Source organism: Endozoicomonas sp. GU-1 (genome assembly GCF_027366395.1).
Taxonomy (GTDB): Bacteria; Pseudomonadota; Gammaproteobacteria; order Pseudomonadales; family Endozoicomonadaceae; genus Endozoicomonas.
In genome coordinates this window covers 6048484-6060262 of the sequence record NZ_CP114771.1, presented here as the reverse complement: position 1 = coordinate 6060262, position 11779 = coordinate 6048484, and the positions used below count along the sequence as shown (strand labels likewise).

The following is an 11779-nucleotide window of genomic DNA, read 5'->3' as shown; positions in this document are numbered from 1 at the left end:
TTATTTTAAGTGCTTTAAAGCTCAATTCAGCAAGTTACAAAATCTGCCAATCTTGCTTGGTAATGGCGCGTCAGTGGCGGCTCTTAAGGTAGACATTAAGCCCCACCCACCGCGCAAAGGCCTAATTTTTTCCTGGAAGCGAGGCAGGGAAGGCGACAGTGGTCTACGGCCTTGAGACTTTTTATGTTTCTTTTCTGTTTCCGAAGCCTCATTCTGGACTTCTTCACCACAATCAACCAACTCTGCTTCATCAAAGATTTCCCCCTGCAGGCTGCTCTTTTCAGAGCTACGACCATAAAGGCGGGCTCGCTCAAGTCGTAAATACTCTTCCAACAGGGCGATATGCTTTTTTTGCTCAGCGATGACACAGGATTTTTTCTCAATGACATCCGCCTGCTGATCAATGACCTTTATCAAGGCTTCAAGATCAGCAGTATTTTCGGCTTGAAATCCGGGCACAGTAATGCCTGGTTTTGCCTTAAAAACAGGGGTATCAGAGAGCAATTTCATGCCCGCTATTTTAATAGAAAGAGCCGTAAAAAGGGATCAGAAACAGCTGTCATAATACCTGTTTTTATGGGGTTTCATAAGGCTTATGTCGTATCCATCCAGCAGCCAGTTCATTTGTTGCCCTGTGATCGTCACTAGCTCGTCGTCTTGCTTTGGCCAGTGGAATTTATCTTCAGCGAGACTTTTGTAATAGAGGACAAAACCGGTATTTTCCCAGAATAAGCATTTGATTTTATTTCGCTGCCGATTTGTGAAGACATACAGCTCGCCGCTGAAAGGGTTATGGCCAAGCTCCTGCTCAATCAGAACGGCCAGACCCTTGAAAGATTTCCGGAAATCGACCGGGTCTCGATGCAGGTAGACTCTGGGAAGGGTCACTGGAGGACGCATAACCGGCAGACTCATTGGAGCAGCCCTATGAGTTGTTGTGCTAACTTCAGATTGGTCTGGTCAAAGCCTGTGACCGTTAACCCACTGGGCAGTGTGACGCTGAGCGATGAAAGAGCGGTGCCTGCGACTTCAGCCTGGGAGACAGGAATGACTTGTACAAAGGCAGAAGGCTTATCCCCTTTATGTGTTGTGGTGGTAACGGGCAAAGAAGCTTCATCAAACTTTTTTCTCCAGTACCAAAACTGGCTTGGTCTGAGGTTGTGCTGCTTACACCAGGTGCTCTGGCTTAATCCGGAATCACGCCAGGATTGAACGCGTTGTTGCCACTTCTCTCTGAGGGAGTGTGTAGACATGTTTGCCTCCTTGTAGACTGGAGGCTTATGCTTTCGCAGTGGAGATTAAAGTGGTAGGGCGTGGGTTTTGAATGCGCTTACCTCGTATCGGTCTGCAGGTTTAAGTGCAAAGTATTGTAAACAGTACGGTAGCAGATTATGCAGCATAGAATTACTGGAGTGGGCTGACACCGTTTACGTAATGGAGAAGGAACACGAAGAAAGAATATCAAAATATGCTGGCGAACAATACTTGTGCAAAGTTATCAACTTAGACATTGCTGACATATACACTTACATGCAGCCAGAACTTATCGACATACTGATTAAAAGGGTAAAATTGACCAATCAACCAATTTGAGGCCATACAATCGAAGAAAAAAACTTCTACCGCTCACAGTTCAGAGAACAAACTATCCCTCTAACTCTCCATGCCCCTAGCAATAACAGGGCTTACGCATCAGTTAACACTATCAAACTAGGTTATTGTAGTTAAAATGACTACAAAATGATTATTTTTCAGGGTTATTAATCAAAACAGTCATTATTTTAAACACCTATTGCCGTATAGATGCGTTTTTTTTCGGTATGCGATTGGTGATTGATTTGCCTGTACGCTACAGATGCCAAGGCCTACCGAATTTTTGCCATTGATGCGTAAGCCCTGCTACCAATAACCATTTACACAGTGCACAAACTGGAAAAATGCTGCCTTGCAAGGTGCTATAATTCGCGACAAATACAAAAATAATACAACATGTTGAATTTCAATGAATTTTAGACCACCAAAAATGCCAAACTTTATGCTGGGAATTTTTGGTAACTTTATATTGGGAATTTTCGGGAACATTTTGCCTAATTTGTGAATTTTCGCGAATTATATGCTTGGAAAATCTGTATAGAAAACGATCAAACAGAGAGAAAATTGGGAACTATATGCTGGAAAAGTGCCAATGTTTATTCTGGTAGTTACAGAAAACCGCCTTTATCACCAGTCTGGCGGGTATGCTGCTGTCAATTGTTTATAAAGGGCTGGGAGCTTCCGGCGCGCTCAACAAAAAGCGTGAAGACCAGGGTATAGACACTGATGAGGTCAGTGCCGGTGACCTTTATTCAGTAATGTCGAATCAGGCTGAAACTCTGGAAAAGATTGAGCAGTTTCTGTGCAAGGAAGACAATGGCAGTCTGTCAGAACTTCAGGCCCTGGTTAAACAACAAACCACTGGGTTGGAAAACCTCCAAAAAGCCATTGGTGGTGATAATGAATCCAGCCTTGTGGGCCAGTTCAAACTGATGCGTTCTGATATTAATGATAATCAACGTCGGCTGGAGAAACATCTTGAGCTGTCTGCCCAGGCACTGACGGGCATACATTCTTTAGGTCAGAATCAGCAGGACAACTTCAAGGCCTTTGAAGAGCGTTTGTGGCTAAAGCTGCAGGATTTTGCCGATATGATGTCGAAGTCTGCTACTGAGCAGGTGATCGAAGCACTGAAATCGGTTATCCAGGATTTCAACAACAACCTGACGGAGCAGTTTGGTGAAAACTTCAAACAGTTGAATGACGCTGTACTGGAGCTGGTGACCTGGCAGGAAAACTACAAACAACAGCTGTCTGAAATGAAGTTGCAGTATGACCACGGTGTTCAGGCCATCAGTCAGACCGAAACCTCCGTTGCCCATATTGGTGAAAAAGCGCAGTCCATTCCAGTGGCCATGGATACGCTGGTGACAGTGATGGAAGTGAACCAGCATCAAATTGAAGAGCTGTCCCGCCATCTGAATGCCTTTGAGCAGGTTCGGGATAAAGCCGTTGAAGCAGTACCGGAAATCCGCAACCAGATTGATCAGGCCATAGCCGGAGCCCGTGAAGCCAATGAAACCATGGCCAAAGGGGTTATCGACAGTGCTGATAAACTGAAAATCGTGGTTATGGAAAGTGCCGACAACTACCGCGATACCGTAGACCGTACCCGGGGTGCCCTGGATGATGCAGCAACCACTACGGCAAACTCCAGCCTCGAAATCAAAGAGCAGTTCCGCTCCACCATTGAAGATATCAATAACAACCTGCGTAACCTGGTAGGCGAGCTGCAGACCGGTGGTAAAGAGCTAAACGAGAGCTATAAAGAAGCCAACAGCAAGCTGGTTGCCGATCTGAACAAAGCTGCCGAAGTCATGAACAGTGGCGTTGAAGCTGCGGGCCAGCAGCTTGTCAGCCAGTTACAGCAAGGCGGTAAGACCATTAATGAAGCGTATCAGAACGCTGGTGAACTGCTGATTTCTGAATTCAAACAAAGCAATCAGGAACTGAAAGGCCTGAACAGTGAGCTGGTACGCGATCTTCGTGAAGGTAACCAGTCCATTAACGCCAGCTTCATCGAAGCCACAAAAGAGGTTGGTGATAATACCAGTCGAATGGTTAGTTCATTTGGCAGCTCCATCGAGGATATGCAGCAGTCTCTGGCCGGTACTATCAAACAACATGCCGAAGAACATCGTCAGCAGGCGGACCGTGTTTTTACTGGACTGGAGCGAAGTATTGAGCAGGCACTGAATAATACTGGCGAATCTGTGCAAAAACAGGTTCAGATGATTGACAGAACCATGGAATCAGAAGTCACCAAGGTCATGCAGTCCATGGGTGATGCACTGGGTTCCATCAGTGGTCAGTTTACCCGGGATTACAGCCGCCTGACCCAGGAAATGTCAAAAGTCGTTAACCAGCGTCATATTGCCTGAGTGGAGTGAGTCATGCTGAATATACTCACTCAGAAGCACGATGAGCAGGAAGAAACGCACTGGCTGTCGGTCTCTGACCTGATGGCCGGTTTGATGATGGTTTTTCTGTTTATCTCCATTGCCCTGATGCGCAATGCCTTTATGGAGCGGGATAAAATCAAGCAGATTGCCGTCGCCTATCAGGAGAATCAGGTCTTCATTTATGAAGCGCTGAACCAGGAGTTTGTGAAGGATCTACAGAGGTGGGATGCGGATATCGATGAAGAAACCCTGACGTTTACTTTCAAATCCCCGGAGGTTCTGTTTAACACCGGTGAGATTGAGTTAAGTACCAATTATCGTGCGCTGCTCAAAGATTTCTTCCCCCGCTACCTGCTGGTGCTTCAGCCTTTTCAGGATTCTATTAATGAAATCCGTATAGAAGGCCACACCAGCAGTGACTGGAACCATAACTCAACGGATCGGGAGGCATACTTCAAAAACATGCAGCTCTCCCAGGGGCGTACCCGTTCAGTATTGGATTACGTCTACAACCTCGAAAGCAGCCAGCCTTTCCAAAACTGGATAAAATCCCATATCGCGGCTGTAGGCCTTTCATCTTCCAGACTCATTTACCATGACAATGGTGCTGAAGATAAGGTGCGCTCCCGTCGGGTCAGTTTCCGTGTAATTACCAACTCTGATATCCAAATCAAGCGAATTCTGGAAGAAGGCTGATGAAAATTGATATCAATCTGGACGCCTTATGGGCCAGCGTTCACCGCATGGGGGCTGAGCACCTGTCACTGGATCTTGGCGTTGTATGGGACAATGCTGATATCGAGTTTGATAAAGAACTGAGCAGCACAGGTATTGAGATTGACCTTAAAGACCTTGTCTCTGAACAGGGGCTGCTCAGCATCAAGGGGCGTCAGGTTTTGCTGTTTATTCCTGATCACAATCACAGAGTTGAGGACGCTCTTGCTGACGGTAGCAAAGGCAATAAGTTCCATATTGCTCATTGCTCGAAGTTGGATGAGATGAAGCGTCGAAATCGATTTGAGCGCTACCATGTAACCAATAACCTGAGTGGTGAGTTCGAGATTTTTGGCTATGATCGATATCGTCAGCATAAAAAAGATAAAACACGTTTAAATGTCTGCAAATTGTGTCTGAGCCACCTGAATTACAAAGGTGCCTCCAGCGGCACAGCGACAAATAGAAATGATATTGTTCGAGAGTTTGATATCGGGGAGTTCTTCTCTACGTACAGTTCATTGTTTAAATACCTTCCTAAAACATCGAGTGCTCAAACCACAGGCTATACCAGTGACTGGAAGGAATTCTCTGCTAAAGTCAGGCAGTCTGCAGGCTATATTTGCCAGAAGTGTCATGTTGACCTTACGGGCCATAAGAACCTGCTTCATGTCCACCATAAAAACGGTGTAAAAAGCGATAACTCGCCTAATAACCTTCAACCACTGTGTGCTGACTGTCATCGAAAAGAAGATCTCCATGACCACATGTTTGTCCGCCACAGTGATACCCAGTTGATCAACCATCTCCGCCGGGAACAGGGGCTGATCAATAGTGGTGATAGCAACTGGGATAAGGTTTTTGAATGCGCTGATCCGGCAGTTCATGGATTTCTGGATTATGCCCGCAAAAAAGGCTTTGCCCCTCCAGAGGTTGGCTATGAGATAACTAATCTTGGCGGCCGAATTATCGCTGAGCTTGAGCTGGCATGGCCTGAAACAAATTACGGGATTTATATAGAGAAACCAGAGGTGCCCTCAAGCTGGAATTTGCATAGCCTGGAAGAGGCTATGGGGTTTATGAGCAAGCGGTGAGCATAGCCTGTCAGGTTATCCACTCTTCGTACGCGTAGAGTGGATCTATATTTCACTGGTTCAATATCCTGGCTTAAACCTGCGACTCCCATGTCCGTAAAGCTATGGTTATAAAACATTTCACTATAGAACCATCACACAACAGTTAGCGTTTATTTTTTGCTAAATCCTCCGTTAATTCACCATAATTGTCACCTCTCCAATAATAGTCGTAACGATGTCTTTTCAGGCTTTAAAACCGAACATTCTCCCTTTATCCACCAGCAGGAAGCCTGGGCCAACTTAAGCAGCGAGGGTCATACCAAAAGTACTCTGGTTGCCACTGGAACCGGCTCAGAGGCTGTTTTAAAACTACTTAAGCCTTTGTAGCACTATGCGAATCATGCATATATAAACGAAGGCTTCTGAACTCCTTGGCAGCTGTTCATAGTCTTTAGATAAACGTCTGGATCCTTCAAACCAGCCAAAGGTTCTCTCCACAACCCAGCGCCTGGCTTGCACGACAAACTTTCCACGTGGACGTTTTGTGATTTCAAGTTCCCTTTTGGGTTTGAAACGATAAAACCACTCTTCAAGGTAACCCCGGTAGCCACAATCAGCCCAGACTTTCCCGATGTTTTTAAAGTATTTCTTAAGGTGAGCCAGTATGAACTGTCCTGCAAAACTATCACTAAATGCGGCTGCGTGTACCCATGCCACCAGAATCAGGCCAAGAGTATCAACAGCTATATGACGTTATCTGCCTTTTATTTTCTTCCCGCCATCATAGCCTCGATCCCCCCCTTTTACCGAGGTTTTCACGGATTGGGAGTCAATGCTTGCTGCTGTTGGTTGTGGCTCTTTGCCCGCCTGAATTCGCACCTGGTCACGAAGAGCATCATGCACCTTCTTCCATGTGCCACCTTGTTTCCAGATTCGGAAATAGGTGTAGACAGTACTCCATGGTGGAAAGTCAGAAGGCAGCATTCGCCACTGTCAGCCTGTTTTAGTGAGATAGAATATGGCATTCAATATCAGACGATAACTCCAGTCACGTGGTCGCCCATTTTTTGGGATATCATAGCCAGGGTCAGGGAATAGAGGCTTGAGGATTGCCCACTCATCATCGGTCAGGTCGGATGGATACATAATTATCCTCCTTCAACTAATCAGATACTGTAGTTATAGACGACGTTGAGTTTTTTATCCTGAGTAAATCGTCAGTAACTTTTACAACAGTCTCTAAAAGTCCTTACAGAAGGAACCATCAAGTTCACATGCCCGCTTGACTTCAGTGATCCTTTCGACTGTTTTCCACACTATGATGAAAGTGCTGTTGAACTTTTATAAGATTTCTAACGTTGAAATCTATCAATACGACGGTAAATATATAAACGTCGAGACGAGCTGACTGGTGTAACGGAGAAACTTTAATACAAAAGAGTGGTCTTAAGTTGTAATTCAATAGTTCAATATTTCAATATTTCAATATTTCAATATTTCAATGAATAGACTTAACTTAGCGTCAACGTTCGTTTCTGTTGATTCCTGTCTACAGGGTTCTGCAGAGACACCTTTTATACCACCTTGTTGTGTTACCAGTTTACAGCCAAGGATGGTCGGCTACTATACGCAGATACTGGGTCCATACCGTCACGGATATTTAAATGAGGTAGTAATAAGTCAGAACACACCATCTTCTCCACGTTCGATTAATGATTTTTCAATTTCTCTTTTACCACCCACTGCAAGCAAATTAGTGCCTCCTGAATTATCACCAGAAAACCTTGATGAAATTTCAGGTTGTGACTCAGCCAGTGAATCTGTTGATAATGATTTTGCATCCACAGATTTAACCTCAACAAACTCTCAACAAATAGCTCAGCAATTACCCCAGGAAAATTCGTTAGCTGATTTTTCTCAGCCATCATCACGTCCAATTACTATTGCTGGTCCGTTAAATAAAGACACACAAAAGAAAGCCATAACGAAAATTATTGAGTTTAAAGCACCTGAATTGTCCGGTTCTGGTGAACCCCTACACCCCACACCCGCAGCAGCCCACGATCAGTCCAAGAAAGGGAAGGCTTCAGAACAGTCCGAGCAACGGAAGGCTTACCAGAGGATTTACCAGAAGACTTATCAGAAAGCTTACCGTAAGTCCGAGAAGTATAAGGCTACCCAAAAAGCTTACAGACTGTCCGAGAAAGGGAAGGCTACCAAACGAACTTACAGTCAGTCCGAGAAAGGGAAGGCTGCCAGACGAGCTTACGCACAGTCCGAGAAAGGGAAGGCTGCCAAACGAGCTTGGGCACAGTCAGAGAAAGGGAAGGCTTACGGACAGTCCGAGAAAGGGAAGGCTGCCAAACGGGCCTGGGCACAGTCCGAAATAGGGAAGGCTTACCAGAAGGCTTACCAAAAGGCCTTCAAGATTTTCGGTGATGTAGAACAAGCAAAAGTCGCTGGTAAGCAAGCTGCAACCTTTATAATAGAATCAAATAAAGCAAAAAAATAAAATTTAGTTTCAAGATAAGGTTCATTGTTATTTGTGCTAACTTCAATAGTCCGATAATTCAATGAGTCACTTTAACAAAACATCTCAACCAGAAACTATTCTCAAATGGTTTGATGATACTTGCACAATTAGTACAATACCTTCCCAGTTAACTGTTAACCACCGTACTCAGCGATAAGTAGCCATTTTTATGCCAGAGCGAGATGACGAGCAAAGCTTTCAGGAAGCCATGAGGGATGTACAACCATTGGTTGGCAAAAAAGGCAACAAGACGCATTCTGGCAGCCATCGCAAGACGAATTCAGATATTCCACAAAGCACTCTAAGGGCTCGCCGCAAGGCTGCCGAGCTGGACAAGCCATCCTCTGGTGCTGCACTCTCTGACGCCTGGATTGAGCCTGTCGATCCTGAACAGTTTATTGAATACTCTCAGCCCGGAATCCAGACCACAAGGCTCAGGCAACTGCGTCAGGGAACAATCCCGGTTCAGTTTCAAGTGGATCTGCATGGCTATAAGATTGATGAAGCCAGAGATCTTATCCATGAGTTCATTCAGGTTTCCCGCTACCGTGGGCTGACCTGTGTACGCATCATTCATGGTAAGTCTCACCGCAGCAAAGAACGACAATCGACGTTAAAGAGCCATACCAATCACTGGTTAAAACAGATACCGGATGTTCTGGCATTTTGTTCTGCCCCGCCTTCCGAAGGTGGCACCGGTTCTGTTCTGGTTCTGCTGAAAAGGAAATAAACCGCTAACTTTCCCGGTGCAGATAGTCACCAAAATAGATGTCCGGTTTTTTCATTCTCAGCTCATTACGTTCCCGGGTTACATTTTCAAACTCTTTTGCCAACGGCATAAAATGGTAAAGGTTGCAGTCATCTTCCGAAGTACTCATCAGGGTCAGCCCGACGGGCATACCATGAACGTTATCATGGCCCACGGGCAGAGTAATTGCGGGCACATCCAGCAAGTTAGCCAGACTGGTGAGCTGACTCAACTGCAATGAACTCCGTAAGTCAGCCATACCGTATTGTTTTTCGCCCCTGATAATGTCTCTGCTGACTTCAGGAATCGTGGGCATCAGAATAACGTCAACACCTCGATCTTTGAGTGATTTAAGGTGCTGTTTGAATTGCTCACGGTTTTCTCTGGCAACGCGCTTCATCCGATCAGTAAACGATTTGGCCAAATTCATATTCAGCTTGAGTTCCGGATCGGCCTGGTTCCGTTGATCATCCGATAACGCAGTTGAATTAAAGGCTTGCAGTTCTTCAGAGCCAAAAAGTACCACATGGGACAGGGCCAGTGCCCTGGCATTCCCGGGAGAGTTCTCAAGATCCATAAGATGGACTTCCTGCACATTTCTGGCCTTGCCATATTCGCTCTGCCAGCAGCCAATGGCCTCTTTGCATTTTTCAGTAACAGACGGACTGGCGATGCCCAAGGCATCAAGATCAATGGCCACACCCAGCGCCTGATAATCCAAACAGCGTTTATCCGGTCTGACACTGCTGGACGCCAGAAACGCTTGTGCCATATCGCCTACGTTACGTCCTATAATTCCTGACTCTACCATTGACTCCGGGTTATCTTTATAGGCTCCCCCGGTCTGATCAAGAAACGGTTCAGCACGACTTTCTCCCTTGCCACATTTCCCCCCACCAACGCCCGTTGCTGCCGCAGGTATGCGGACCGAACCACCACCATCACTGCCGATGGCAATGGGCACCAGACCACTGCTGACCGCGACAGCACCACCAGAGGTGGAACCACCGGGAATTTTAGGCCTGCCATTTTTCCCCAGATAGGTATTAGCCAAAGGACCATCTTTAGGATTGATACCACTGGCACCGGCACCCAGGGCATGCTGGGTGTTGGTTTGCAGCAGGCAGAATTCATCAGAAGCACCAAGTATATCGAGAAACCTTGTGGTTACCGTTTGCTCAACGCCATCCCCTTTCATTCCATGGGTTGCCGTCATCCCCTTTATGTGAAATTCAGCCTTGACCGAAACGGGTATCTTATTATGTTGGAAATCTCTGGCTTGCAACGGCTGTTCAAAAATACCCTGTTCGCTGATACACCCTCTCTGTGACTCTGATAGTTGATCTGATTGGCAGGCTTTTTTTATAGCAGCTGACATATTCTCAGCATTCACGCCACACCAGTCAGACAGTGGCTTATCCAGATGACTATCAGACTCCCGGCCAGGCTTGATTTCAGATAACAATTGCAGATATTCACTGTCGGTGATTGTCTCTTCATCACCAGCGGCCCGAGGCGTAACAGCATTATTCGAAATCGCCTTGTTTATCCTCTGATCACTGAAAGTCACTCTTTCGGGCATTGAATTCGATAATCCGGAAATAAACCGCATAATCGGTGTAATGCTTTCAAAACGAGACATTCGTTCAATAACATATTTCAGAAAAGGCCCTTTGTTCATGCGACCCGAAGGAACCAGATTCTCAGCCCGGCATTGAGGGTATTGTTTTATTTTACGATGACAGAAGTACCCGGAATCATTAGCCTTTGATTGTGAACAGAACTCACATGCAAGAGCTGCTGACTTCGATGCTGATAGTGCCGTTGACGCATCCATTTTGACCCCTTCTTCTATATGTCTGCTGAAGTATCTATGTGTGTGCTATCCCTGAAGCGAATAAGTATGAAATAACTGTCATGTGAAGAAGTCACACATGATGAAAAACTGAACCGTCGCTCCCAGCGTTGCACCCAATCAGCCTATCTTCTGATAAAACAAATACAATAACCATGCGGGTTAAATAGGGAACTTGTCTGTTCCGGTCCACTGACCAGACCGGGCAACAGTCCAGCCTGTATACCAAAAAATTTTCTCGCCAGAGTTTGGACAATGAACAGTCACATTAGTTCATTGCCAATATCCCCGATATTGCCCTGTGAACTGTGAAAAAGTTCGATGAAGTTAGCTACTTGCTATCCCGCCCGCTTCAATTGTCTGAATATGGGCTTTTACTTCCTCTGGAATGCTGGTCTTGCGATTGGTCAAAAAGTTAAACATAACGCCCGTTGCGGTACCGGTTGTGGTCACTTTGTTCAGGCTTTTACTGAAAATCGCATACTCCATGGTAAAACGGTCTTCCTGCACATCACGAACTCTTGAGCCCACCAGCAAGGTGTCTGGATAGGTAACCGGAACCTTGTAAAAGCATTGGGTATGACTGATCACCGGGCCAATACCACTGCCTTTCGCTTGTTCCATCATCTGCATTTTGCCGAAATAATCGATCCGGGCTGATTCAAAATAACGGAAATACACGACATTATTGACATGCTGAAGGGCATCCATATCCCCCCAGGCTACGGGTATTTCAGTGATAACGGGATAGTCTTCCAGCAGGTGCTCCACAGTAATTACTCCTTTTTTCTTGCTATTATTGTGTGCATTTAACAGGCATGCGCGTGCAACCATAAAGGGAATTCGGGCAATTAACAA

At 45.8% G+C, this 11779-nt stretch carries 10 protein-coding genes and 1 pseudogene; 5 read left to right on the top strand and 6 right to left on the bottom strand.

Features of this window, described 5'->3' with window-relative positions; translation table 11 throughout:
- Window positions 1-21: 21 nt before the first annotated feature.
- From O3276_RS25345 to tnpA, 3 genes are read right to left on the bottom strand one after another with little or no spacing between them, the layout of a single operon-like run.
- Window positions 22-510, bottom strand: coding sequence for an IS66 family transposase (locus O3276_RS25345; protein ID WP_269673797.1), 489 nt, complete (start codon window positions 508-510; stop codon window positions 22-24).
- Window positions 511-546: 36 nt separating this feature from the next.
- Window positions 547-915 (bottom strand): IS66 family insertion sequence element accessory protein TnpB, encoded by a 369-nt coding sequence (gene tnpB / locus O3276_RS25340; RefSeq protein WP_269673796.1) that lies wholly within the window; start codon window positions 913-915, stop codon window positions 547-549.
- Window positions 912-1253: an IS66 family insertion sequence element accessory protein TnpA gene (gene tnpA, locus O3276_RS25335; RefSeq protein WP_269673795.1), complete on the bottom strand. Its 342-nt coding sequence runs from the start codon at window positions 1251-1253 to the stop codon at window positions 912-914. The genes tnpB and tnpA overlap by 4 nt, the downstream gene beginning before the upstream one ends.
- Window positions 1254-2237: 984 nt before the next feature.
- On the opposite strand from tnpA, the gene O3276_RS25330 reads away from it, so the two are divergent.
- Genes O3276_RS25330 through O3276_RS25320 form a run of 3 tightly spaced genes read left to right on the top strand, consistent with a single transcriptional unit; the run spans window position 2238 to window position 5803 of the window.
- On the top strand, window positions 2238-3974 hold the full coding sequence (locus O3276_RS25330) for a coiled-coil domain-containing protein (RefSeq protein ID WP_269673794.1): 1737 nt from the start codon (window positions 2238-2240) through the stop codon (window positions 3972-3974).
- 12 nt (window positions 3975-3986) lie between these two features.
- Window positions 3987-4691 carry an OmpA/MotB family protein gene (locus O3276_RS25325; RefSeq protein WP_269673793.1) on the top strand — a complete coding sequence of 235 codons (705 nt, stop codon included), beginning with the start codon at window positions 3987-3989 and terminating at the stop codon, window positions 4689-4691.
- On the top strand, window positions 4691-5803 hold the full coding sequence (locus tag O3276_RS25320) for an HNH endonuclease signature motif containing protein (protein ID WP_269673792.1): 1113 nt from the start codon (window positions 4691-4693) through the stop codon (window positions 5801-5803). The genes O3276_RS25325 and O3276_RS25320 overlap by 1 nt, the downstream gene beginning before the upstream one ends.
- A gap of 351 nt (window positions 5804-6154) precedes the next feature.
- On the opposite strand, the pseudogene O3276_RS25315 reads toward O3276_RS25320, so the two are convergent.
- Window positions 6155-6931 (bottom strand): annotated as a pseudogene (locus tag O3276_RS25315) (IS5 family transposase).
- 466 nt (window positions 6932-7397) lie between these two features.
- Between O3276_RS25315 and O3276_RS25310 the strand changes: the two are divergent.
- Both O3276_RS25310 and O3276_RS25305 read left to right on the top strand, forming a co-directional pair.
- Entirely contained in the window at window positions 7398-8297 is a 900-nt protein-coding gene (locus O3276_RS25310; protein ID WP_269673791.1) for a hypothetical protein, read from the top strand.
- 190 nt (window positions 8298-8487) lie between these two features.
- On the top strand, window positions 8488-9048 hold the full coding sequence (locus O3276_RS25305; protein ID WP_269673790.1) for a Smr/MutS family protein: 561 nt from the start codon (window positions 8488-8490) through the stop codon (window positions 9046-9048).
- 4 nt (window positions 9049-9052) lie between these two features.
- Here O3276_RS25305 and O3276_RS25300 read toward each other — a convergent pair whose 3' ends face one another.
- Window positions 9053-10708 carry an amidase family protein gene (locus O3276_RS25300; RefSeq protein WP_269673789.1) on the bottom strand — a complete coding sequence of 552 codons (1656 nt, stop codon included), beginning with the start codon at window positions 10706-10708 and terminating at the stop codon, window positions 9053-9055.
- Between the two features lie 540 nt (window positions 10709-11248).
- A complete protein-coding gene (locus O3276_RS25295; protein WP_269673788.1) occupies window positions 11249-11779 on the bottom strand; it encodes an acyl-CoA thioesterase in 531 nt (176 codons plus the stop codon).

What these genes read in the sequence shown, in the direction of transcription:
- tnpB (WP_269673796.1), bottom strand. Translation starts at nt 915, where the DNA reads ATGAGTCTGCCGGTTATGCGTCCTCCAGTGACCCTTCCCAGAGTCTAC.
- O3276_RS25300 (WP_269673789.1), bottom strand. Translation starts at nt 10,708, where the DNA reads ATGTCTCGTTTTGAAAGCATTACACCGATTATGCGGTTTATTTCCGGA.
- O3276_RS25330 (WP_269673794.1), top strand. Translation starts at nt 2,238, where the DNA reads ATGCTGCTGTCAATTGTTTATAAAGGGCTGGGAGCTTCCGGCGCGCTC.
- O3276_RS25310 (WP_269673791.1), top strand. Translation starts at nt 7,398, where the DNA reads ATGGTCGGCTACTATACGCAGATACTGGGTCCATACCGTCACGGATAT.
- O3276_RS25320 (WP_269673792.1), top strand. Translation starts at nt 4,691, where the DNA reads ATGAAAATTGATATCAATCTGGACGCCTTATGGGCCAGCGTTCACCGC.
- tnpA (WP_269673795.1), bottom strand. Translation starts at nt 1,253, where the DNA reads ATGTCTACACACTCCCTCAGAGAGAAGTGGCAACAACGCGTTCAATCC.
- O3276_RS25305 (WP_269673790.1), top strand. Translation starts at nt 8,488, where the DNA reads ATGCCAGAGCGAGATGACGAGCAAAGCTTTCAGGAAGCCATGAGGGAT.
- O3276_RS25325 (WP_269673793.1), top strand. Translation starts at nt 3,987, where the DNA reads ATGCTGAATATACTCACTCAGAAGCACGATGAGCAGGAAGAAACGCAC.
- O3276_RS25345 (WP_269673797.1), bottom strand. Translation starts at nt 510, where the DNA reads ATGAAATTGCTCTCTGATACCCCTGTTTTTAAGGCAAAACCAGGCATT.